We start from the raw sequence: 24,663 nt of genomic DNA on the forward strand, positions 1-24,663 counted from the left end.
ACGCTCCTTAAAAATATGGAAAGTATTATAACAAAGCCCACCCATTAAGTGCTACAATACCCCCATGCAAAAAAAGATTTTTTTACTAGAAGATGATTACCTTTTAAGCGAGAGTATCAAGGAGTTTTTGGAGCATTTGGGCTATGAAGTGGTTTGCGCTTTTAATGGGAAAGAGGCTTATGAAAGGCTTTCGGTTGAACGCTTCAACCTCTTGCTTTTAGACGTGCAAGTGCCTGAAATGAATAGCTTGGAATTATTCAAGCGCATCAAAAACGATTTTTTAATCTCTACGCCTGTGATTTTTATCACCGCCTTGCAGGATAATACTACCTTAAAAAACGCTTTTAATTTAGGAGCGAGCGATTATTTGAAAAAGCCTTTTGATTTGGACGAATTAGAAGCGCGCATTAAAAGGTTTTTCAATGATGATCCCATAGAAATCATGCCTAACATTTTTTATCACCAACACTCTTTAAATATTAAAGGGAAAAAGGAAATCCTAGCGCCCAAAACCGCACAACTTTTAGAATACTTTTTAGAGCATAAAGGGCAAATCATCAGCTCTCAAGCGTTAGAAAACAACTTATGGGAGCAAGCGATTGATGATTCCACCTTACGCACTTACATTAAAGTGTTGCGCAAGCTTTTGGGGAAAAATTGCATAGAAACGCATAAGGGGGTGGGCTATCGCTTTAACCCACTATGAAAAAAAATCCCTCAAGCTCTTTTTGGGGACTTATTTAGGCTCTTCGTTTGTGTTAATGCTGGTGATTAGCGTTTTAGCGTTTAATTATGAAAAAAACGAAAAAATCAAAATGATACGCATGGACATGGACAAAATGGCTTCTAAGATCGCTAGTGAAGTGATTGCCCTACACATGCAAACGCATGGGGATTACCAAAACGCTTTAAACGCTCTCATATCACGCTATAAAGACGCTTCCATAGCCCTTTTTGATAGTAAAAAGCGTGTTTTATATTCTAATATCCCTGAAAGCGCAAATTTGATTAAGAACCATAAAGAAGCGGGCTTTTTTAGTTTTAAGGGGGAATATTACTTATTCAGCGATGAAACTTTCGCCCATTTAGGCGTGGCTAAAATGCTTTTTAAAAATTCTAAACCCCTTCATTTTTCTTCTTTGTATCGTAATATTGTTTTAGTGTTTGTCGTAGCGTTTTTATGCGTGATAGGGGTTTCTGTGTTTTTAGGGCGTTTGTTTTTAAAGCCCATTAGGAATGAAATCACGCGCATCGATCATTTTTTAAAAAACACCACGCATGAATTAAACACCCCCATGAGCGCTTTAGTCTTGTCTTTAAAAACCCTAGAAGACAGCCAACAACACCGCCGCATTAAAATCGCTATCCAGCGCATGAGTTTTTTATACCGCTCGCTCTCTTATTTAGTGATGCAAGATATTGAGCACGAATCCTTTGTGCTTTTGGACTTAAAAGCCTTAATTATTAAAGAAAACACGCTTTTTAGCGAGATGATAGACTACCACAAGCTGGAATTTAAAAGCGATCTAGTGGGAGTGGAATTGAAGGCTAAAGAACAGGATTTTATTTCGCTTTATAGCAATTTGCTCATGAATGCGATCAAATACAGCGTCATGCATGGGTATATCCACATAGAGCTAACGCACGGGTTTTTGAAAGTGAAAAATTTAGGGTATGAAATCCCTAAAGACAAGATTAAAGAATTAAGCGTTCGTTACGCGCGTTTCAATTCTAGCGTGTTGGGTTATGGTATAGGGTTGGATTTAGTGAAAAAAGTGTGTGAAAAGTATAAAATGCGTTTAGAAATTCATAGCGAACCCTCTTTAAAGGGATCGTTTCATGAAAATTCGTTCTGTATTCATTTTCAAGGATAAAAATGCTTTCAGTGTATGAAAAAGTGGATGCCCTAGACAAAAGGGCGCTTGAAGAATGGCTTTTAAGCGAAGACATTCTAATGGAAAACGCCGCTATGGCTTTAGAAAGGGCGGTTTTACAAAACGCTTCTTTAGGCGCTAAGGTCATTATCCTTTGTGGGAGTGGGGATAATGGGGGCGATGGCTATGCGTTAGCCAGGCGTTTAGTGGGGCGTTTTAGAACGCTAGTTTTTGAAATGAAATTAGCCAAAAGCCCCATGTGCCAATTGCAAAAAGAAAGGGCTAAAAAAGTGGGGGTAGTCATCAAAGCATGGGAAGACAATCATAAAGATTTGGAATGCGATGTTTTAATAGATTGCGTGGTAGGGAGTAACTTTAAAGGCGAATTAGAGCCGTTTTTAGACTTTGAAAGCCTTTCTCAAAAAGCGCGCTTTAAAATCGCTTGCGACATTCCTAGCGGGATCGATTCTAAAGGCAGGGTGGATAAGAGGGCGTTTAAAGCGGATACGACTATCAGCATGGGCGCTATCAAATCATGCTTATTAAGCGATAGGGCTAAAGACTATGTAGGGGAATTGAAAGTGGGGCATTTGGGGGTTTTTAATCAAGTTTATGAGATCCCAACAGAGACTTTTTTACTAGAAAAAAGCGATCTGAAACTGCCCTTAAGGGATAGAAAAAACGCTCATAAGGGCGATTATGGGCATGCGCATGTGCTTTTGGGTAAGCATAGTGGGGCGGGATTATTGAGCGCTTTAAGCGCGTTAAGTTTTGGATCTGGGGTGGTGAGCGTTCAAGCGTTAGAATGCGAGATAACTTCTAATAACAAGCCTTTAGAATTGGTTTTTTGTGAAAATTTCCCTAACCCATTAAGCGCGTTCGCTCTTGGCATGGGGTTAGAGGGTTTTCCAAAGGATTTTAACAAGTGGCTTGAATTAGCCCCATGCGTTTTAGATGCGGGCGTTTTTTACCATAAAGAGATATTGCAAGCTTTGGAAAAAGAAGTGATTTTAACCCCTCACCCTAAAGAGTTTTTATCGTTGTTAAAATCAGTGGGGATCAATATAAGCATGCTAGAATTATTAGACAATAAACTAGAAATCGCAAGGAATTTTTCTCAAAAATACCCCAGGGTGGTTTTGCTTTTAAAGGGGGCTAATACCCTAATCGCTCATCAAGGGCGAACTTTTATCAACAATTTAGGGAGCGTGGCTTTAGCCAAAGCAGGCAGTGGCGATGTGTTAGCGGGGCTGATTGTAAGCCTACTTTCTCAAAATTATACGCCTTTAGACGCCGCTATTAACGCAAGCCTAGCGCACGCCCTAGCGGGTTTGGAATTTAAGAATAATTACGCTTTAACGCCCTTAGATTTGATAGAAAAGATCAAACGACTATAAAAGGATAAAAATGGATCATTTAAAGCATTTGCAGCAATTGCAAAACATTGAAAGGATCGTGCTTTCAGGCATTGTGTTGGCCAACCATAAGATTGAAGAGGTTCATAGCGTTTTAGAGCCTAGCGATTTTTACTACCCGCCTAACGGCTTGTTTTTTGAAATCGCTTTAAAACTGCATGAAGAAAATTGCCCCATTGATGAGAATTTTATCCGCCAAAAAATGCCTAAAGACAAGCAAATCAAAGAAGAAGATCTGGTCGCTATTTTTGCAGCAAGCCCTATAGATAATATTGAAGCTTATGTTGAAGAGATTAAAAACGCTTCCATTAAACGAAAACTTTTTGGCTTGGCTAATACCATTAGAGAGCAAGCCCTAGAAAGCGCGCAAAAATCCAGCGATATTTTAGGCACTGTGGAGCGAGAAGTCTATGCGTTATTGAACGGCAGCACGATAGAGGGCTTTAGGGATATTAAAGAAGTGCTTGAAAGCACGATGGATCTTATTGTAGAAAACCAAAGAAAAGGGAGTTTGGAAGTTACTGGCATACCGACTGGCTTTACTCAATTGGATAATTATACGAGCGGTTTTAATAAAGGGAGTTTAGTCATTATAGGGGCAAGGCCGTCTATGGGTAAAACCAGTTTGATGATGAACATGGTCTTAAGCGCGCTCAATGACGATAGGGGGGTAGCGGTTTTTAGTTTAGAAATGTCTGCGGAACAACTCGCTTTAAGGGCACTATCGGATCTCACTTCTATTAATATGCATGATTTAGAGAGCGGGAGGCTTGATGATGATCAATGGGAAAATTTAGCCAAATGCTATGATCACCTTTCTTGCAAAAAACTCTTTTTCTACGATAAAAGTTATGTGAGGATAGAGCAAATCCGCTTGCAACTACGAAAGCTTAAATCCCAACACAAGGAATTGGGTATCGCTTTTATTGACTATTTGCAACTCATGTCAGGGAGTAAAGCCACTAAAGAACGCCATGAACAGATCGCTGAAATTTCAAGGGAGCTTAAAACTTTAGCTAGAGAATTAGAAATCCCTATCATAGCGTTAGTGCAACTCAACCGCAGCCTAGAAAACCGAGACGATAAACGGCCCATTCTTTCTGATATTAAAGACAGCGGAGGGATTGAACAAGACGCTGATATTGTTTTATTTTTGTATAGAGGTTATATCTATCAAATGAGGGCTGAAGACAACAAAATAGACAAGCTCAAAAAAGAAGGCAAAATTGAAGAGGCGCAAGAGTTGCACCTAAAAGTCAATGAAGAAAGGCGTATCCATAAGCAAAATGGCAGTATTGAAGAGGCTGAAATCATTGTGGCTAAAAACAGGAATGGGGCTACAGGAACGGTTTATACGCGCTTTAACGCTCCTTTCACACGCTATGAAGACATGCCCATGGATTCTCATTTAGAAGAAGGACAAGAAACTAAAATTGAAATGCCCATAACTTGAAAGATAAAACTTTTCAGGGGGCGTTTGAACTTCTTACAACCCCCAAAGAATACTTGTTGTGTGGGGTTATTTTAAGCCTTTTGTTAGCGTTCAATCTTTATTTAGAGTATTTGAATTACCAAAAGCTTGATTTTTCAAAACCTACAAGCCTGAACGCTCAAATCTTGTTGCAATACCCTAAAACTAAAGATCAAAAAACCTATTTTGTTTTAAAGCTCCAATCAAAGGGCATGATCTTTTACACCACCATTAAAGAGCCTTTAAAAAACCTCCAATACCGCTACGCGCAATTTTTTGGCAAAATCAAACCTTGCTCGTTCTTAGAGTCTTTAAGATCATGCTTTTTTCAAACTTATTCTTTTTCTTTAACACGAAAACAAGATCTCAAATCGCATTGGCGCCGTTTCATTGACAGCGCTCATTCAAGCGCTTTAGTGGGTAATTTATACCGAGCGTTGTTTATAGGGGATAGCTTGAATAAAGACTTAAGAGATAGGGCTAACGCGCTAGGGATCAACCACTTACTAGCCATTAGCGGATTCCATTTAGGGATTTTGAGCGCGAGCGTGTATTTTATTTTCTCTCTTTTTTATACCCCCTTACAAAAACGCTATTTCCCTTATAGGAACGCTTTTTATGATATAGGAGTTTTGGTGTGGGTTTTTTTGCTAGGGTATTTATTGCTATTAGATTTTTTACCCTCTTTTTTCAGGGCGTTTTTAATGGGCTTGTTAGGGTTTTTGGCATGCTTTTTTGGGGTAAGGCTTTTGAGTTTTAAACTTTTGATTTTAGCGTGCTGTATCGCTATAGCGTTACTCCCTAAATTGCTTTTTAGCGTGGGGTTTTTGCTTTCTGTTTGTGGGGTGTGGTATATCTTTTTGTTTTTAAAACACACTCAAGCCTTTTTTAAAACCTCTTCTTTTTTGGTGCGATCTTTTCAGGTCATAAGCTTAAGCGTGCTGGTGTTTTTGAACATGCTCATCATTGCGCATGCCTTTTTCCCTATGTTTTCGCCCTACCAACTCTTTAGCATTCCTTTAGGCTTGATTTTTATCGTGTTTTTCCCTTTGAGTTTGTTCTTGCATGCTGTGGGTTTGGGGTCTTTGTTGGATGGTATTTTAAACATGCCTTTAATGATCCCTACGATTTCGGTTTTTTCGCCTTTATGGCTTTTGGGGGTGCATTTATTTTTAACGATTCTAAGCACGCGTTTTTTTAAAGTTTATTTAAGCATGAATGTTTTAAGCGTGGGCTTTTTCTTGTATTGTTGCTATCAATATATTATAATGCCTAGTTTAATTGTAGGTTAGAAAAGTCATTTTATTAGGGATCAAATAATTGCTTAAAAAAATCACGCATAAAATCAAAGCTTTAAGCGAATTGGTCGCTTTGGAGCATACGATATTTTCTAGCATGTTTTTACTCATGGCTATGGTCATAAGCTCCTATCAAAAAAATCAAACGCTCTTTTTTGGGTTAGAAACCTTAATCCTTTGTTTTTTAGCCTTATTAGGGGCAAGAAACTTCGCTATGGGGTTTAACCGCCTAGTGGATAGAGATATTGATAAGGATAACCCAAGGACGAAAAACCGTCCGAGCGTGGATGGTAGGATCAGCGTTAAAGGCATGGTGGTTTTTAGCTTTTTAAACGCTCTTTTATTCGTGGTGGTGAGCTATTTCATTAACCCTTTAGCTTTCAGGCTTTCGTTCCCTTTTTTAATCATTTTAGGGGGGTATTCGTTCTTCAAGCGCTTTTCTTCTTTGGCGCATTTTATCGTGGGTTTGGCTTTGGGTTTAGCCCCCATTGCTGGGAGTGTGGCGGTTTTAGGGGATATTCCTTTATGGAATGTCTTTTTGGCTTTAGGGGTGATGTTATGGGTGGCTGGGTTTGATTTGCTCTATTCTTTACAGGATATGGAGTTTGATAAAGAAAGGGGCTTGTTTTCCATCCCTAGCCAATTAGGGGAAAAGTGGTGCTTGAATCTTTCAAGGCTCTCACACCTTGTAGCGCTTGTGTGCTGGCTTTGTTTTATCAAATGCTATCATGGGGGGCTTTTTGCGTATTTAGGATTAGGGGTTTCAGCCTTGATTTTACTCTATGAGCAGATCTTAGTGGCTAGGGATTATAAAAACATTCCTAAAGCCTTTTTTGTGAGCAATGGCTATTTGGGGGTGGTGTTTTTTATTTTTATTGTCCTTGATGTGGGATTTAAGCATGCATGAGTTGGTTTTAAGATCTCAAGCTTTAGGGTTTGAAACGCGCCTAGTCCAATGCGATTTATCGTTCTCTTATGAAAGGTTCATCTCTAAAACCACACGCTCTTTAGCGGTATTAGAAGAATTTGATTGGTTGGGTTCTGGCTTTGATTTTTCACGCTTGAATGTTGAAAATGACACTCTGGAATTACTCAAAGCGCTGTATTTTAAATTAGAAAAATTAGAGAGCCTGCTTTTAAAAGAAAATTTACTTGAATTAGAGCAAAAGGATCGCATCACCGCTTTAGGGCATGGGTTGATTTGTATCAAAAAATCAAGCCTGATAACGCCTCAAACTTATTACGGGCGTTGTGTGTTAGAGGGGAAAATCCTAGCCTTTTTTGGCGTGGCAAGGGATAAAAATTTTTTAGAAATCACTCGCATGCACGCCTTAGACATTAAGCGTTATGATTCTTTCATTGTCCATAGCGAAAGGAAAGGCTTGAAATTATGAACGGGAGCAATCATGTTATCTTCTAATGATTTGTTTATGGTCGTTTTAGGGGCGATTTTGTTGGTGTTGGTGTGCTTGGTGGGGTATTTGTATCTTAAAGAAAAAGAGTTTTACCATAAAATGAGGCGTTTAGAAAAAACCTTAGATGAATCCTATCAAGAAAATTATATCTATTCTAAGCACTTGAAAGAATTAGAGGGGCGTTTAGAAGGCCTTTCTTTAGAAAAAAGCGCTAAAGAGGATAGCTCATTGAGAACGACCCTTTCACACCTTTATAACCAGTTGCAAGAAATCCAAAAATCCATGGATAAAGAGCGCGATTATTTAGAAGAAAAAATCATTATTTTAGAAAACAAATTCAAAGACATGGGGCATTATGCCGCTAGCGATGAAATCAACGAAAAACAGGTTTTGAAAATGTATCAAGAAGGCTTTAGCGTGGATTCTATTTCTAAAGAACTTAAAGTGAGTAAGGGCGAGGTGGAGTTTGTATTGAACATGGCAGGGTTAAAATGATAGCTTTAAGCAACGCTCTTTCAAGACTTTTTGGCTCTGTCGCTGGCTATGAATTCCCTTCTTTTATCCAAAAAGGCATCAACGCCCTTTATGTTAAGATCTTTAAAATTGATTTGAGCGAGTTTGAGCCTTTAGAAAATTATAAGAGTTTGAACGCTCTTTTCACGCGCTCTTTAAAAAAAGAACGCCCCTTTGACAAAGCCCCTAACGCATGCATTGCACCTTGCGATGCTTTGATCACTGAATGCGCTTTTTTAGACAACGATAGCGCTTTACAAATTAAAGGCATGCCCTATAAAGCGCATGAATTAGTGGGTGAAATCAATCCCTTAAGCCCTTCTTTTTTCTATGTGAATTTTTACCTTTCGCCCAAAGATTACCACCACTACCACGCCCCTTGCGATTTAGAAATTTTAGAGGCTCGTTGCTTTGCGGGGAAACTACTGCCAGTCAATAAGCCCTCATTACACAAAAACAAAAATCTGTTTGTGGGCAATGAAAGAGTGGCGCTTGTTGCAAAAGACATTCAAGGCAATAGGTTGTATTTTATAGCGGTGGGAGCGTTAAATGTGGGTAAAATGCGTTTTAATTTTGATAAGAATATCCAAACTAACGCTAAAGCCCATTTCACGCAAACCTACTCTTACAACCCTCCAATTAAGGTTAAAAAGGGGGATAATTTAGGGAATTTTGAAATGGGCTCTACGATCGTTTTATTCATTCAAAACACCGCTTTTAAAGATTTGAAAGAAAAAAGCGTGAAGTTTGGGGAAAGTATAGGGGAATTTCATGCCAACTGATAACGATTTAAAAACTTCTATTTTGGAATTGTTGCGCGATTTAGACGCGCTTTTAGTGGCTCATTTTTATCAAAAAGATGAGATTGTAGAGTTAGCCCATTATACAGGCGATAGCCTGGAGTTAGCTAAAATCGCAAGTCAAAGCGATAAAAACCTCATCGTGTTTTGCGGGGTGCATTTTATGGGGGAGAGCGTGAAAGCCCTAGCCTTCAACAAACAAGTGATCATGCCCAAACTCTCATGCTGTTCTATGGCGAGAATGATTGATAGCCATTACTACGATAGAAGCGTTCATTTATTAAAAGAATACGGCGTTAAAGAGTTTTACCCTATCACTTATATCAATTCTAACGCTGAAGTGAAAGCCAAAGTCGCTAAAGATGGTGGCGTGGTTTGCACGAGTAGGAACGCTTCTAAAATCTTTAATCACGCTTTAAAACAAAATAAAAAAATCTTTTTTCTACCGGATAAATGCTTGGGTGAAAATCTAGCCCTAGAAAATGGCTTAAAAAGCACGATTTTAGGCGCAAATAGCAAAGAAGAAATTAAAAACGCTGATGTGGTTTGTTATAACGGCTTTTGTTCGGTGCATCAGCTTTTCAAATTAGAAGACATTGAATTTTACCGCCAAAAATACCCGGATATTTTAATCGCTGTCCATCCAGAATGCGAGCCTAGCGTGGTTCAAAATGCTGATTTTAGCGGATCAACGAGTCAAATCATAGAATTTGTAGAAAAGTTAAGCCCCCATCAAAAAGTCGCCATAGGCACTGAAAGCAATTTAGTCAATCGCTTGAAAGCCAAGCGCAACCATCAAAACACTTTCATTCTTTCTAGCACGCTCGCCCTTTGCCCTACCATGAATGAAACGACTTTAAAAGATTTGTTTGAAGTCTTAAAGGCTTATAAAAACCACAGGGCTTTTAATGCGATTGAATTAAAAGATGAGGTGGCGCATCTGGCCAAACTCGCTTTAACTAAAATGATGGAGTTATCCTAATGGAGATTAAAACCTTTTTAGAACGCGCTTTAAAAGAAGATTTAGGGCATGGGGATTTGTTTGAAAGGGTGTTAGAAAAAGACTTTAAAGCCACAGCCTTTGTTAGGGCTAAACAAGAGGGCGTGTTTTCAGGCGAAAAATACGCTTTAGAGTTGTTGGAAATGACTGGCATTGAATGCGTTAAAACCATTAAGGATAAAGAACGCTTCAAACCTAAAGGCACTTTAATGGAGATTAGGGGGGATTTTAGCATGCTTTTAAAGGTGGAGCGCACCCTTTTAAACCTTTTGCAACACAGCAGCGGGATCGCTACTTTAACGAGTCGTTTTGTGAAAGCTTTAAACTCCCATGAAGTGCGTTTGTTGGATACACGAAAAACCAGACCCCTTTTAAGGATCTTTGAAAAATATTCCGTGCTTAATGGGGGAGCGAGCAACCACCGCTTAGGGCTAGATGACGCTTTAATGCTTAAAGACACGCATTTAAAGCATGTCAAAGATCTCAAAAGCTTTTTAACGCATGCCAGAAAAAACTTGCCCTTCACGGCTAAAATTGAAATTGAATGCGAAAGCTTTGAAGAGGCCAAAAACGCCATGAATGCGGGAGCGGATATTGTGATGTGCGATAATTTGAGCGCTTTAGAGACTAAAGAAATTGCCGCTTATAGAGATTCGCATTATCCCTTTGTTTTATTGGAAGCGAGCGGGAACATTTCACTAGAGAGCGTCAACGCTTACGCCAAAAGCGGCGTGGATGCCATTAGTGTAGGGGCTTTAATCCATCAAGCCACTTTTATTGACATGCACATGAAAATGGCTTAAAGGCTTTAAAAGGGGTTATTAGCATGCTAAAAGAATATTTAGAAAGCATTAAAGATCTTACGCCTGAAAAGAATGAACTCGCACACCGCTCCTTTCTACAAAACTTGCTTAATCGGTTAAAAGACCATTTCAATAAAGAATTTAAGATTGAACATGAACCTAACAGAGACAAACAAGGGGGTCAGCCTGATTTTCGCATTTCTTTCCAAGGGCTTAACATTGGCTATATAGAAAATAAAAGGGTAGGGACTAATCTTAGCCAGCTCTTAAAAAGCGATCAAGTTCTTAAATATTTAGAATTAAACCCTAATCTCATGCTCACGGATTACCTTAATTTCGTGTGGGTAGGGAAAGATGAAAATAATGAGCCTTTAATTAAAAGAGAAATTTCTATCGCTAGCCTTGATGAACTCTCTAAACCCCTAAAACCCAAACCGCAAACCGAGCGCGATTTAATTGAATTGTTCAAAAGCTTTTTCAATCACGAAGCAGCGCCTATCGCTAACGCTAAAGATTTTGCAACGCGTTTAAGCACGCCCACCAGGTATTTAAAAGACGCTCTAATCACATACCAAAAAGACACGCAAGTTTCTAGCATTTTTAACAATTTTAAAGAATATCTTTATGAAGAATTGAGTTTTGAAGACTTTAGCGATGCGCTCGCTCAAACGCTCACCTACAGCCTTTTTCTGGCCAAGCTCAACCACCCTTTTGAAAAAATCAATTTGGATAATGTGAGAAGCTCCATTCCTGAAAATTTCGCTGTGATCAGAGAAATGGCGGACTTTTTAAAGAAGCTTGATGCAATCAAAAAAATCCAATGGCTTTTAAATGAAATTTTAAGCTCGATAAATCATGTTGATATGGATTCTATCCTTAAAGATTTGAATGACGATAAAGACCCTTATTTGCACTTTTATGAAACCTTTTTAAGCGCTTATGACCCTAAATTGCGAGAGAAAAAGGGCGTGTATTACACCCCAGATTCTGTGGTGAAATTCATCATTAACGCTTTGGATAGCCTGCTTAAAACGCATTTCAAAGACGCTCCCTTAGGCTTAAAAAGCACTTTAGATAACGAAAACATCAAGCTCTTAGATTTTGCCACCGGCACCGGCACTTTTTTATTGGAAGCGTTTAGAAAGGCGTTAGAAACGAAAAAAACAAGCGATGGAGGCACCTCCACTAAAGAGGACAAATACCAAAACCTCTTGAAGCAATTCTATGGGTTTGAATACTTGATCGCTCCTTATGCGATCGCTCATTTGAATCTCAGCCAAGCCTTTAAGGAGGAATTTAAAAAATCTCTCAAAGAAAACGACGCGCTTAAAATCATTTTAACCAACACCCTCATACAGCCTAGTGAGATCGTTGCTTATCGTGGGCTAAGCCCGATTTTTGAAAAAGAGCTTTCAAACGCCCAAGAAATTAAAAAAAATGAAAATATCCTTATCATCACCGGTAACCCCCCCTTATAGCGGGGCGAGCAGTAATGAGGGCCTGTTTGAATGGGAAGTGAAAGCCACTTACGGCATAGAGCCTAAGTTTCAAACCATAGAAATTGAAAAAAACATTAAACTCACCGATAAAATCCAAACGCTTTTAAACAACATTCAAAAACAAAAAGAAAGCGGCAGTAAAAACGCCCTAAAGGAACTTAAAAATCTCCATTCCAAATACAAACTGCAAAAGGAGAAAAACCCTAAATGGCTCTTAGACGATTACGTGAAATTCATGCGTTTCGCTCAAAACAAGATCGAATCATTAGGGCATGGCCTTTTTGGCTTTATCTCTAACAACGCCTTTTTAGACAACCCGACTTTTAGGGGGTTAAGGCGCTCTCTTTTAGAATGCTACGATGAGCTTTATATCTTAAATTTGCATGGAAATGCGAGGAAAAAGGAGGAAACCCCACAAGGCGCAAAAGATGAAAATGTTTTCAATATCATGCAAGGTGTGTCCATTAACCTCTTTGTCAAAAAGGCACAAGCCACCAAAAAAATCTGTTATTATGATGTGTATGGCGAAAGGGCTGAAAAATACGCTTTTTTAGCCCAAAACGATTTGAATAGTATTGAGTGGCTTGAGATTGCCCCAAGAGCGCCTTTTTACTTGCTCATACCCCAAGAAACGCCCTTGTTAGAGGAATACGAGCAAGGCTTTAGCGTCCAGGAGATGTTTCAAGTTGGAAGTGTGGGGATTGTTACAGGAAGAGACCATGTCGTTTTCCATAAAGACAAAGAAAGCTTATTAAAGCTTTTAAAAGATTTTTCAACCCTAGAACCCAGTGAATTACGCAGAAAGTATGATATTGGCGATGATAGTAGGGATTGGCGTTTAAACAATGCTATCAAAGAAGTTAAGACTAATATTAAGCGTTTAGAAGAATACATTGTTTCGTGCCAATACCGCCCCTTTGATTATCGTTGGACTTATTATACCGGTAAATCAAAGTCTTTTATCGCTTATCCACGAGGCGAAGTTTTTAAGCACATGTTACCCCCCACAACAAACCCTAAAACACCCCATCAAACGCGCAAAAATGTCGCACTAAACACCCCACGACAACTAAAAAACAACGATAAAAGTTGGACGCAATGCTTTATAAGCTCTCATATTAACGATCAAGGGTTAAGCTCTGGGGGCAATGGAGCTGGGGTTAATTACCCCCTTTATCAATTCAAACACCCCAACTACACCGAAAATTTTACGCCAGAGTTTAGAAGCTTCATAGACAAGCATTATAGCCACCATTTTGAGCCGCTAGAGGTTTTAGGCTATATCTATGTGCTATTGTATTCCCCAAATTACCGCAAGCGTTATGAAGACTTCCTTAAAATCGATTACCCTAAAATCCTTTTCACAAACAATAAAGATTTGTTCAGGGCTTTAAGCCTTTTAGGGGTTGAACTAATCGGCTTGCATGTCTTAAATAAAGAAAGCCTAAATTACAGCTTTGAAAAATTAAAAGACGCCACCATAGGCGAATCCTACTACAAAGAATCGCATGATTGTAACCCCATTATCAAAAAACCCACTCATAACGAATCAGAACAACGCCTTTATATCAACCATAGCGCTTATTTTAGTGGGGTGAGTGAGGAAATTTATCATTACATGATAGGGGGGTATGGCGTTTTAGACAAGTATTTAAAAAGCCACAAAGACGAGCCTTGCGACTTTGATCATGTAACAAACATCATTAAAGTCATTGCGCGCACGATTGAAATCCAAAAAACGCTGGGTATTTTGACGAGCGATTTGCCCCATTTAAAAGGGAATGACAAAGGGAATGACGACAGCAAAGCCTTAATACAAGAAATCTTGCAAAACCCCCCCCCCCCCCCCCCCCGTTTAATGCCAATATCGCTCTTATCTTATCGCGCCAAGCCAAAGCCATCGGAGATTTTGACTTTGATGCCGCATTCATCAGCACAAAAGCAAGCGACAACAATATCTACCGCAGAGGCGGAGGTTCAGCCTTCCCTTTATTCTGTATTACCTAATCTCGCTCTCATTTGCGATAGAGGCTCTAAAGTAAGCCCCATTTCTAATGTTTTTGTAACGGGCATGCTTTGTGATTTGCATGTGAACGGATCGGGGAGTTATGCGTTTTTGTTGTATCGTTTAAAATAGGTGGGGATAGATAGATTCTATCATTTGATGCATTTGATGAGAACAAAGCTAAAGATTAAACATTAAGATAGCCTTAAAACGCTTGTGTTAAAATGGCTAGAGTAGCAGATATAAAAGGTTAATTAATCATGGATTTTTTAAAAGAAAACTTAAACACTATCATAGAGGGGGATTGTTTAGAAAAGTTAAAAGATTTTCCTAACAGAAGCGTTGATTTTATCTTTGCTGACCCCCCATATTTTATGCAAACAGAGGGGGAATTGAAGCGTTTTGAAGGCACAAAATTTCAAGGCGTTGAGGATCATTGGGATAAATTTGGCTCTTTTAAAGAATACGATACCTTTTGTTTGGGTTGGTTAAAAGAATGCCAAAGGATTTTAAAAGATAATGGCAGTATTTGTGTGATAGGGAGTTTCCAAAATATTTTTAGAATTGGTTTTCATTTGCAAAATTTAGGGTTTTGGATACTCAATGATATTATTTGGCACAAGAGCAATCCGGTGCCTAATTTTGCTGGCAAGAGACTATGTAACGCCCATGAAACGCTTATTTGGTGCGCTAAACACAAAAACAGCAAAGTTACCTTTAATTATAAAACAATGAAGTATCTTAATAATGATAAACAAGAAAAATCGGTCTGGCAAATCCCTATTTGCATGGGTAACGAAAGATTAAAAAACGCGCAAGGCAAGAAAGTGCATTCCACGCAAAAACCAGAAGCGCTTTTAAAAAAAATCATTTTAAGCGCGACTAAGCCTAAAGATATTATTTTAGATCCCTTTTTTGGCACAGGCACAACAGGGGCTGTGGCTAAATCTATGAATAGGTATTTTATTGGCATTGAAAAAGATTCTTTTTATATCAAAGAAGCGGCAAAACGCCTGAATAACACTAGGGATAAAAGCGATTTTATCACTAATTTAGATTTAGAAACCAAACCCCCAAAAATCCCTATGAGTCTTTTAATTTCTAAACAATTATTAAAAATTGGAGATTTTTTATACTCATCTAACAAAGAAAAAATTTGTCAAGTTTTAGAAAACGGACAAGTGAGGGATAATGAAAATTATGAAACTTCTATTCATAAGATGAGCGCTAAATATTTGAATAAAACCAACCATAATGGCTGGAAATTTTTTTATGCGTATTACCAAAATCAATTTTTATTGCTAGATGAATTGCGCTATATCTGCCAAAAGGAGTTTTAATGGATTATCAAACCTTTAACGAGATTTTTAATCGTTTTGTCTTTGGAACATCTAAAGCGAAATTACTTGAAAATATTGCTGAAAACCCTGAACGCTATTTGGGGATTTTTAGACCCACTAAACCCAAAACAAAACTATTACAAAATTTATTGACTTCCCATGAGATTAAGTTTGGCGATGCGTTTGAATATTTAATAGAAGAGTATTTAAAAGAGCATAACTTTTCGCCTTTATCTAAAAAAATTCCTTATTATAATAAGGGTAAAGAAAAAATGGAATCTTTAGAATTAGATCAGTTTGCTAAAAAAGATAACACATATTATTTTATAGAACAAAAAATGCGAGATGACCATGACAGCACCAAAAAGAGAGGGCAAATAGATAACTTTGAAAGAAAATTAGAGGCTTTAATCCATCATTATGGCGAAAACATTCAAGGCTATTTTTACTTTATAGATGAGAGTTTGAATAAAAATCAAAATTATTATAAAGAAGAATTGCAAAAATTATCTGTTGGTTATGGCGTGCCTTTGAAATTGTGCTATGGTAAGGAGTTGTTTGAAAAACTTAATATCTTGCAAGTTTGGGCTGAGGTTTTAAACCATTTAGCGCGATGGCGTGAAACCTTACCTGATTTACCCAGTTTGAATTTTGATGAAAATCCTTTAGAGAGCTTTGAAGAAATCAAAGATTTAGCGCCAAGCGTTTATAGAAAACTTTTGGATAATGATGGAATTTTCAATCTTGTGTTAATCTTATTCCCAGAACAAAAAGTTTTAAAAATGTTAATAGAGTATTTTAAACAACAGAATAAAACGATTTATCAGCAATTAGCGTCAAAGTTAGAAGAAAAGTTATTGTCTTTGCGATAGAGGCTCTAAAGTAAGCCCCATTTCTAATGTTTTTGTAACGAACATGCTTTGTGATTTGCATGTGAATGGATCGGGGAGTTATGCGTTTTTGTTGTATCGTTTAGGCTCAAAATGAGTGAATGAATGGGCATATTATCTAAATTTTAGATAGAATAAACGCAAAAAATTGAATAAAACCTTAAAGGTGATTCTTTCTAATCTCAAAAATGGGTGGTGCTATTAACAATGACAAAACGACTTTTTAAAGGGTTGTTAGCGATTTCTCTTGCTGTGAGTTTACATGGTGGTGAAGTTAAGGAAAAAAAGCCGGTCAAGCCGGTTAAAGAAGATCCGCAAGAATTAGCGGCTAAAAGGGTGGAAGCGTTCAGTCGTTTCTCTAATGTGGTTTCAGAAATTGAAAAAAAGTATGTGGATAAAATCAGTATTTCTGAGATCATGACTAAAGCGATTGAAGGCTTGCTCTCTAATTTGGACGCGCATTCAGCGTATTTGAATGAAAAGAAGTTTAAGGAATTTCAAGCCCAAACCGAGGGCGAATTTGGGGGGCTTGGGATCACGGTGGGCATGCGCGATGGCGTTTTGACCGTTATTGCTCCCTTAGAAGGCACTCCCGCTTACAAGGCTGGGGTTAAAGCGGGCGATAATATTTTAAAAATCAATAACGAAAGCACGCTGAGCATGAGCATTGATGATGCAATCAATCTCATGCGTGGCAAGCCAAAGACCCCTATTCAGATCACCGTCGTAAGAAAAAACGAGCCAAAACCCTTGGTGTTTAACATTGTTAGAGACATCATCAAAGTCCCATCTGTCTATGTGAAAAAGATTGAAAAAACCCCTTATTTGTATGTGAGAGTCAATTCTTTTGATAAAAATGTTACCAAATCGGTTTTAGACGGCTTAAAAGCTAACCCTAAAACTAAAGGGATCGTGTTGGATTTAAGAGGTAATCCTGGAGGGTTGTTAAACCAAGCGGTGGGCTTGTCTAACTTATTCATTAAAGAGGGGGTTTTAGTCTCTCAAAAAGGCAAAAATAAAGAAGAAAATTTAGAATACAAGGCTAACGGCAGAGCCCCTTATACCAATTTGCCTGTTGCGGTGTTAGTCAATGGCGGTTCAGCGAGCGCGAGCGAGATCGTCGCAGGGGCACTGCAAGATCACAAACGGGCCGTGATTATCGGTGAAAAAACCTTTGGTAAGGGAAGCGTGCAGATACTGCTCCCTGTCAATAAAGACGAAGCCATTAAGATCACGACCGCACGCTACTATTTGCCGAGCGGGCGCACCATTCAAGCTAAGGGGATCACGCCTGATATTGTGATTTATCCAGGTAAAGTACCAGAAAATGAAAATAAATTCAGCTTGAAAGAAGCGGATCTAAAACACCATTTAGAGCAAGAGCTTAAAAAGATTGATGATAAAACCCCTAATTCCAAAGAGGCGGATAAAGACAAGAAAAATGAAGAGGAAAAAGAGGTTACTCCTAAAATGATCAATGATGATATCCAGCTAAAAACCGCTATTGACAGCTTGAAAACCTGGTCTATCGTTGATGAGAAAATGGATGAAAAAGCGCCTAAGAAGAAATAAAAACTCATGGGGTTTTTATTTGAAAAATCGTTAATGAGTTTTTTCGCTCATCCAATCAAAATCCTTAAAATCATCAGCTTGATTTTAAGCTTTTGGGTAAGCTTTTTGGTTGCTGAAAACACTTCTGAGTCAGAAGAAATCAAGGCTAAAGTGGTTTATGTGAAAATTCCTCGATTAGAAGATTTGGAAAACAACCCGGTTTATATCGGTCAAACTATAGGCGTAACTTATGATTTATTGCTGTTTGACGCTGAGTTTTTGGAAGCTAAAATCAAAGACGAGCTGGATAAAACCCAAATTGAGCTTTTAAGCAAAATGCCTAAATGGAAAAAGGTGGAAAAAGAGCTTTTCAGAGCGACTTATTATTACAAGATTAAGGGCATAAAAGCGAGCATTCCGCCTTTAGAAGTGAGCGCGTTTTCTAATAAAGACAAGTATATAGATTATTCCATAGCCCCAAAAGTTACTTTGCAGGTAACGGATTTATCTAAAAACCCTCGTTACGCGAATGTCATGGCTAAAGATTTACAAGTTGTGCAATACAAAACCAAAGATTATGACGATAAAAACAATATTTTGGTGGTGGAATTAGCGTTCAAAGAAGCCACTTGGGAAGATTTTCACATCAAAGAAGCGCTAAAACAAGGGTTTGATGACGCCTCTTTAAACCAAATCAAGGCTAAAGAAGGGAGCGTTTTTTATTATTGCGTGTTGCCTAAAACCATTCAAAACCTTTCTTTTGATTATTTTTCGCTTTCAAATAGGCAATTTAAAACCTTATCTTTTTCAACCATTCCCACTCAAGACACTACCGGTATTCAAAGCGATCTCATCCCTAAAAACAATTTTTTAGTCTTTTCTAATGTGGCGCTGCTCGCTTTGTGCGTGTTTTTCTTGGTGTTGTTTTTCATTTTTGGGCGCAAGCTCATTTTTTTAGGGCTTGGGATTTTGTGCTTAGGGTTTGTTTTGTATAACCTTTTATTCACGCAAAAATCAGCCCTTTTGCTCGCTCATAAAAAAATCCGCATTCTGCCCACGCAAAATTCCACCATTTTAGGGCTTTCTAAAAATGAAATGCCGATTAAAATCTTAGGTTCGCATGATGATTATTATAAAATCCTAACGCCGCATGAGCAAATAGGGTGGGTCAAAAAAGATGAAGTCAAATAGTTTAAGAGCGATTTATAGAGCTTTAGTGATCGCTATAGGTTTAGCCGTTATCATTGTTTTCAATTATTTTAACCGAAAAAACAATAACGCCCGCTCCAGCCGTAGGGCTTGTTCGTGCTTTTTTCCCCTTACCGGGGTTAATTTAGAAAAAATAGGCGCTTTTGATACGGACGCTAAACTCATTGTCTTAAACCACCAAAGCTTACTGGATATTATTTATTTAGAAGCCTACCACCCTAGCAATATTTGCTGGATCGCTAAAAAAGAGCTGGGCGAAATCCCCTTTTATGGGCATGCCTTAACGGATACGGGAATGATTTTAATTGACAGAGAGGATAAAAAGGGGATTGTGAGCCTTTTGAAAGCGTGTAAAGAAAAGCTAGATCAAAACCGCCCTTTAGTGATTTTCCCTGAAGGCACTAGAGGCAAAGGAGGAGAAAAATTCCTCCCTTTCAAGCAAGGGGCTAAAATCATCGCCGAAAAATTCCAGCTCAAAATCCAGCCCATGGTGTTAATCAATTCCATTAAAATCTTTAATTCCAAGCCCCTAGAAGCCTATAAAGCCCGCACCCGTCTAGTCATGCTAGAAAGCTATACGCCCAATTTTAGCTCGCCCACCTGGTATGAAGAATTACAAGAGCGCATGCAAAAAGAGTATTTAAAACACTACCATGAATTAAACGCATGAAGCTTTTTGACTGCGCTCCTTTAAGTTTGGCTTGGCGGGAGTTTTTGCAAAGCGAATTCAAAAAGCCTTATTTTTTAGAAATAGAAAAACGCTACTTAGAAGCCCTAAAAAGCCCTAAAACCATTTTCCCTAAAAGCTCTAATCTGTTTTATGCGCTCAATCTAACATCCCCTAGTGCGGTTAAAATCATCCTTTTAGGGCAAGATCCCTACCATTCCACCTACCTAAAAAATCAACAAGAATTGCCTGTGGCGATGGGCTTAAGCTTTAGCGTGGAAAAAAACGCCCCCATCCCCCCAAGCTTAAAAAATATTTTTAAAGAATTGCATGCGAATTTAGGCGTGCCTGTGCCTTGTTGTGGGGATTTGAGCGCATGGGCTAAAAGGGGCATGTTATTATTGAACGCCATTTTAAGCGTGGAAAAAAACCAAGCCGCTTCACACAAACGCATCGGTTGGGAAGCTTTTAGCGATCAAATATTGATGTGCCTTTTTGAAGCCAACGCTCCCTTGATCGTGGTGCTGTTAGGAAAGATCGCCCAAAAAAAGATCGCTCTAATCCCCAAAAACAAACACATCATCATCACGGCCCCTCACCCTAGCCCATTATCTAGGGGGTTTTTAGGGAGTGGGGTTTTTACAAGCATCCAAAACGCCCACAGAGAGATTTATCGTAAGGATTTTGATTTTAGTTTATGATTGATGCTTAATGAGACAGAACCCCTTAAGAATGCCTTTATTTAAGGGCATTTGTGATAAAATGGTGATTTTTAAATAAAGGGAAAACATGCCAATTAGAATCGCTATCAATGGGACTGGGCGCATCGGTTTGTGCGCTATAAGAGTTGCCAGTCAAAGAAAAGATGTAGAAATCGTTGCTATCAATTCTACCGCTGAAACAGAAACTCTTTTGCATTTGATACGCCATGATAGCGTGCATGGGCATTTTGAAGCCAAATTAAACGCTGATAGAACCCTAAATATCGGGCATAGTAAAAATATTTTAGTGTTGAGCGAACGAGACATTAACAAGCTTGATTTTTCTATCGCTAACGCAGAAATCATCATAGAATGCACCGGGAAATTCAATTCATTAGAAGCTTCAAGCGCTCATCTTAAAAACAGCGTGAAAAAAGTCATCATCTCCGCTCCCGCGCAAAACGCCCCCACCTTTGTCTATGGGGTGAATCACAAGAATTACCATAACGAAAGCGTGATTTCTAACGCCTCTTGCACGACTAACGCTAGCGCTCCTTTATTAAAAATCCTAGATGAAGCCTTTAAAGTAGAAAACGCGCTTTTAACCACCATCCACAGCTATACCAACGATCAAAACCTTTTAGACACCAAGCACAAAGACATCCGCCGCGCTAGAGCGGCTGGTTTAAACCTTATCCCCACAAGCACCGGCGTGAGCAAAGCCATTTCGCTAGTCTTACCGCATTTAGGCCCTAAGATCACAGGCCTTGCGATTAGAGTGCCTACCCCTAATGTGAGCTTAGTGGATCTGTCTTTAAACTTTAAAAAATCCGTGAGTAAAGCGAGCGTTCAGCATGTGCTTAAAGACGCTTGCAAGCATGCCTTTAAAGGGGTTGTGAGTGTTGATGAAGAAAGGCTTGTTTCAAGCGATTTTATTTCTTCGCCTTTTAGCACGATTGTGATTGATGATCAAATCATGACAATAGGCGAAAAAAATGCTAAAGTATTGGCATGGTATGATAATGAAATGGGTTATAGCGAGCGCTTGATAGACATGGTGCAATATATAGCGCAAAATTAAAAGAAAGGATTTTTCATGTTAGCTAAAATGTCGTTTATGCAAAATGTTAAAAACATTCAAGAAGTGGAAGTGGGCCATAAAAGGGTGCTTATTAGAGTGGATTTTAATGTGCCTTTAGATGAAAATTTGAATATTACCGATGACACGCGCATTAGAGAGAGCTTGCCTACTATCCAATTTTGTATTGACAATAAGGCTAGAGATATTATTTTAGTGAGCCATTTGGGCCGCCCTAAAGGGGTTGAAGAAAAATTGAGCTTAAAGCCCTTTTTGAAACGCCTTGAAAGGCTCTTAAACCATGAAGTGGTTTTTTCTCAAAACATCGCACAACTCAAGCAAGCCTTAAACGAAAACGCACCCACAAGGATTTTTCTTTTAGAAAATATCCGCTTTTTAAAGGGTGAAGAAGAAAATGATGAAAATCTGGCTAAAGATTTAGCGAGCTTGTGCGATGTGTTTGTGAATGACGCTTTTGGCACAAGCCACAGAAAGCATGCCAGCACTTATGGCACCGCTAAATTCGCCCCTATTAAAGTGAGCGGGTTCTTACTCAAAAAAGAAATCGATTCGTTTTATCAAGCGTTTAACCACCCTTTACGCCCTTTATTGTTGATTGTAGGGGGGGCTAAGGTCAGCTCCAAACTCACCCTATTAAAAAACATTTTAGATCTCATTGACAAGCTCATCATTGCCGGAGCGATGAGCAACACCTTCTTAAAAGCCTTGGGCTATGATGTGCAAGATTCTCCTGTAGAAGACGCTTTGATAAAAGACGCCTTAGAATTATTGCAAAGCGCGAAAGAAAAAAAAGTCAAAGTCTATTTGCCCATAGACGCTGTAACCACTGATGACATTCTTAACCCCAAACACATCAAAATTTCACCCGTCCAAGACATTGAGCCTAAACACAAGATCGCTGATATAGGGCCTGCGAGCGTGAAATTATTTTCTGAAGTCATAGAGAGCGCGCCCACGATCATATGGAATGGCCCCTTAGGCGTGCATGAAAAACAAGAATTCGCTAGAGGCACAACCTTTCTAGCCCACAAAATCGCTGACACTTACGCTTTCTCGCTCATTGGTGGGGGCGATACCATTGATGCGATCAACCGCGCGGGCGAAAAGGATAACATGAGCTTTATTTCCACCGGTGGGGGAGCGAGTTTGGAATTGTTAGAGGGCAAGATTCTACCTTGTTTTGAGGTTTTGGATAAACGCCATTAACTCTAAGGATCGCTTATGGTGAATGTGTTTTTCAAACAGCAAAAATTTGTCATTAAAAAACGCTTTAATGATTTTAATGGCTTTGATATAGAAGAAAATGAGGTTTTATGGTTTGAGCTCATCAACCCTACGCCCAATGAATTGGCCACTCTAAGCCAAGAATACGCTATCCACTACAACACAGACCATTCCCAACGAGTCTCATCAGTTACCAAATATTGGGAAGACAGCTCCAGCGTTACGATCAACGCTTTTTTCACTAACCAGGATGAAAATGAAACTTTCCACACGGAAATGGCGACCTTTATTTTGTCTAATAACATTCTTTTCACGATTTATTACGGGACTTTAGAAATCTTTGATTCTATCCAAAAAAAGGTTTTGGCTAGCCCTAAAAAATTTGAAGACGGGTTTGATATTCTAACCAAAATCTTTGAAGTGTATTTTGAAAAAGGCGTGGAATGTTTGGAGTGGATCAACAAACAAACGAGCCTGCTGCGCAAAAACATCATTTTTAAAGAAACTTCCACGCCTACGCATGAAAATGTTTTGATGCGCTTGTCCAATTTGCAAGAATTTAATGTGGCTTTAAGGGATTCCTTTTTTGACAAACGGCGCATTATTACCGCTTTATTAAGGAGCAATAAAGTGGATAGCGATACTAAAAATAATTTAAATATCATTTTAACCGATTTCAGCTCTTTAGTGGAGTCTACAACGGTCAATCTCAACTCCCTAGACAACATTCAAAACCTGTTCGCTTCTCAAGTCAATGTGGAGCAAAATAAAATCATCAAGCTCTTCACGGTGGCGACCATGGCGATGATGCCCCCCACTTTGATCGGCACGATTTACGGCATGAATTTTAAATTCATGCCGGAGTTAGAATGGCAATATGGGTATTTTTTCGCGCTGATTGTCATGGCGATTTCTACGATTCTCCCAGTGATTTATTTTAAAAAGAAAGGCTGGTTGTAGCCTTTCATGGAATTTTTATCCTCACTATTAGACGCTCTTTCCACAACGCATGGCATAGTCTCCTTGACTACGCTCACGCTTTTAGAAATCATTTTAGGGATTGATAACATCATTTTTATCACGGTGATGGTCTATAAACTCCCCAAACACCAGCAAAATAAAGCCATGATTTTAGGCTTGGGTCTGGCTATGCTCATGCGCATAGGGCTTTTAGGGAGCTTGTTTTTTATCAGCCATTTGCAAAAGCCTTTATTCACTTTAGCAAGCATGAGTTTTTCATGGCGTGATGTGGTGCTGCTTGTAGGGGGGGCGTTTTTGGCTTTTAAAGCGTTAGTGGAATTAAAAGAGCAGATCTGCCCTAAAGAAAAACACCAAGAAAAAGCGTTTGGCTTTTTCATCACTTTAATAGAAATCATGTTTTTAGACATTGTCTTTTCTTTAGACTCCGTGATCACGGCTATTGGGATCGCTAAACACCTAGAAGTCATGGCGCTTGCTATCATTTTATCTGTAATCGTGATGATGTTTTTTTCCAAAATCGTTGGCGATTTTATTGAAAGGCATTATCGCATCAAAACTTTAGCCTTTGTGTTTTTGCTCGTTGTGGGCGTGTTTTTGTTTTTAGAAGGCTTGCATTTGCATGTTGATAAAAATTATTTGTATGCGGGTATTGGTTTTGCCTTGCTCATAGAATGCTTGAATATTTTCATAGAAAAGAAAATGAAAAAAAATTAAAAAGCGTTTTTTAAAAGGCTTTCATGTTTTTATGAACAACTAAATTTTAATCAAAACTCATAAGCGCATAGGGGCATTTCGCAATGAAGCCCCCTTAAAAAGAGAATTTGCACCACCTAGTAAGCAAACACATAATTGAGGAAAAGGCTATACATCCTTCGGTATTCTAGTTTAGCGCCCATGAAAGAGTAATA

21 protein-coding genes and 2 pseudogenes are annotated in these 24,663 nt (G+C 38.7%); all 23 read left to right on the forward strand.

Translation table 11 applies throughout. The features are described from left to right. Window positions 1-64: 64 nt before the first annotated feature. The 23 genes and pseudogenes from crdR to DBU79_RS06855 all read left to right on the forward strand — a co-directional run bounded on the left by crdR (window position 65) and on the right by DBU79_RS06855 (window position 24,469). A complete protein-coding gene (gene crdR, locus DBU79_RS06750; RefSeq protein ID WP_120907413.1) occupies window positions 65-706 on the forward strand; it encodes a copper response regulator transcription factor CrdR in 642 nt (213 codons plus the stop codon). After that, window positions 672-1,874, forward strand: coding sequence for a copper-sensing histidine kinase CrdS (gene crdS / locus DBU79_RS06755; RefSeq protein WP_154411941.1), 1,203 nt, complete (start codon window positions 672-674; stop codon window positions 1,872-1,874). The genes crdR and crdS overlap by 35 nt, the downstream gene beginning before the upstream one ends. 2 nt (window positions 1,875-1,876) lie before the next feature. Then, window positions 1,877-3,271 (forward strand): NAD(P)H-hydrate dehydratase, encoded by a 1,395-nt coding sequence (locus DBU79_RS06760; RefSeq protein ID WP_154411942.1) that lies wholly within the window; start codon window positions 1,877-1,879, stop codon window positions 3,269-3,271. A gap of 10 nt (window positions 3,272-3,281) precedes the next feature. Continuing rightward, window positions 3,282-4,742: a replicative DNA helicase gene (locus tag DBU79_RS06765; protein WP_154411943.1), complete on the forward strand. Its 1,461-nt coding sequence runs from the start codon at window positions 3,282-3,284 to the stop codon at window positions 4,740-4,742. Further along, window positions 4,739-6,052, forward strand: coding sequence for a ComEC/Rec2 family competence protein (locus tag DBU79_RS06770; RefSeq protein ID WP_195834244.1), 1,314 nt, complete (start codon window positions 4,739-4,741; stop codon window positions 6,050-6,052). Before DBU79_RS06765 ends, DBU79_RS06770 begins: the two co-directional genes overlap by 4 nt. Window positions 6,053-6,122: 70 nt before the next feature. Beyond that, window positions 6,123-6,965, forward strand: a complete 843-nt coding sequence (mqnP, locus tag DBU79_RS06775) for a menaquinone biosynthesis prenyltransferase MqnP (RefSeq protein ID WP_229764036.1) — start codon at window positions 6,123-6,125, stop codon at window positions 6,963-6,965. Then, a complete protein-coding gene (locus DBU79_RS06780; protein ID WP_017281584.1) occupies window positions 6,958-7,452 on the forward strand; it encodes a hypothetical protein in 495 nt (164 codons plus the stop codon). The genes mqnP and DBU79_RS06780 overlap by 8 nt, the downstream gene beginning before the upstream one ends. Window positions 7,453-7,464: 12 nt before the next feature. Continuing rightward, window positions 7,465-7,968, forward strand: a complete 504-nt coding sequence (locus DBU79_RS06785; RefSeq protein WP_154411946.1) for a DUF6115 domain-containing protein — start codon at window positions 7,465-7,467, stop codon at window positions 7,966-7,968. Then, window positions 7,965-8,768, forward strand: a complete 804-nt coding sequence (locus tag DBU79_RS06790; protein ID WP_154411947.1) for a phosphatidylserine decarboxylase — start codon at window positions 7,965-7,967, stop codon at window positions 8,766-8,768. The genes DBU79_RS06785 and DBU79_RS06790 overlap by 4 nt, the downstream gene beginning before the upstream one ends. Further along, entirely contained in the window at window positions 8,758-9,768 is a 1,011-nt protein-coding gene (gene nadA, locus DBU79_RS06795) for a quinolinate synthase NadA (protein ID WP_154411948.1), read from the forward strand. Before DBU79_RS06790 ends, nadA begins: the two co-directional genes overlap by 11 nt. Further along, entirely contained in the window at window positions 9,768-10,589 is an 822-nt protein-coding gene (gene nadC / locus DBU79_RS06800) for a carboxylating nicotinate-nucleotide diphosphorylase (RefSeq protein ID WP_154411949.1), read from the forward strand. Before nadA ends, nadC begins: the two co-directional genes overlap by 1 nt. A gap of 23 nt (window positions 10,590-10,612) precedes the next feature. Then, window positions 10,613-14,225, forward strand: a pseudogene (locus DBU79_RS06805) (type ISP restriction/modification enzyme). 128 nt (window positions 14,226-14,353) lie between these two features. Further along, window positions 14,354-15,433, forward strand: a complete 1,080-nt coding sequence (locus DBU79_RS06810) for a DNA-methyltransferase (RefSeq protein WP_154411950.1) — start codon at window positions 14,354-14,356, stop codon at window positions 15,431-15,433. Next, window positions 15,433-16,305: an HpyAIV family type II restriction enzyme gene (locus tag DBU79_RS06815; RefSeq protein WP_154411951.1), complete on the forward strand. Its 873-nt coding sequence runs from the start codon at window positions 15,433-15,435 to the stop codon at window positions 16,303-16,305. Before DBU79_RS06810 ends, DBU79_RS06815 begins: the two co-directional genes overlap by 1 nt. Further along, window positions 16,295-16,420: pseudogene (locus tag DBU79_RS07970) on the forward strand (DNA methyltransferase); the annotation flags it as partial. The gene DBU79_RS06815 and the pseudogene DBU79_RS07970, both read left to right, overlap by 11 nt. Window positions 16,421-16,530: 110 nt before the next feature. Further along, on the forward strand, window positions 16,531-17,895 hold the full coding sequence (locus tag DBU79_RS06820; protein ID WP_167599550.1) for a S41 family peptidase: 1,365 nt from the start codon (window positions 16,531-16,533) through the stop codon (window positions 17,893-17,895). A 6-nt stretch (window positions 17,896-17,901) separates the two neighbouring features. After that, window positions 17,902-19,065 (forward strand): SH3 domain-containing protein, encoded by a 1,164-nt coding sequence (locus tag DBU79_RS06825; protein WP_154411952.1) that lies wholly within the window; start codon window positions 17,902-17,904, stop codon window positions 19,063-19,065. Beyond that, entirely contained in the window at window positions 19,052-19,753 is a 702-nt protein-coding gene (locus DBU79_RS06830; protein ID WP_154411953.1) for a 1-acyl-sn-glycerol-3-phosphate acyltransferase, read from the forward strand. Before DBU79_RS06825 ends, DBU79_RS06830 begins: the two co-directional genes overlap by 14 nt. Next, window positions 19,750-20,451: a uracil-DNA glycosylase gene (gene ung, locus DBU79_RS06835; protein WP_154411954.1), complete on the forward strand. Its 702-nt coding sequence runs from the start codon at window positions 19,750-19,752 to the stop codon at window positions 20,449-20,451. The genes DBU79_RS06830 and ung overlap by 4 nt, the downstream gene beginning before the upstream one ends. A gap of 88 nt (window positions 20,452-20,539) precedes the next feature. Continuing rightward, window positions 20,540-21,532, forward strand: a complete 993-nt coding sequence (gene gap / locus DBU79_RS06840) for a type I glyceraldehyde-3-phosphate dehydrogenase (RefSeq protein WP_154411955.1) — start codon at window positions 20,540-20,542, stop codon at window positions 21,530-21,532. 15 nt (window positions 21,533-21,547) lie between these two features. Next, entirely contained in the window at window positions 21,548-22,756 is a 1,209-nt protein-coding gene (locus tag DBU79_RS06845; RefSeq protein WP_154411956.1) for a phosphoglycerate kinase, read from the forward strand. Between the two features lie 15 nt (window positions 22,757-22,771). Next, window positions 22,772-23,734, forward strand: coding sequence for a magnesium/cobalt transporter CorA (gene corA / locus DBU79_RS06850; protein WP_000248529.1), 963 nt, complete (start codon window positions 22,772-22,774; stop codon window positions 23,732-23,734). A 6-nt stretch (window positions 23,735-23,740) separates the two neighbouring features. Further along, a complete protein-coding gene (locus tag DBU79_RS06855) occupies window positions 23,741-24,469 on the forward strand; it encodes a TerC family protein (protein ID WP_154411957.1) in 729 nt (242 codons plus the stop codon). Window positions 24,470-24,663: the final 194 nt, after the last annotated feature.

It is taken from the genome of Helicobacter pylori (assembly GCF_009689985.1).
Taxonomy (GTDB): Bacteria; Campylobacterota; Campylobacteria; order Campylobacterales; family Helicobacteraceae; genus Helicobacter; species Helicobacter pylori_CG.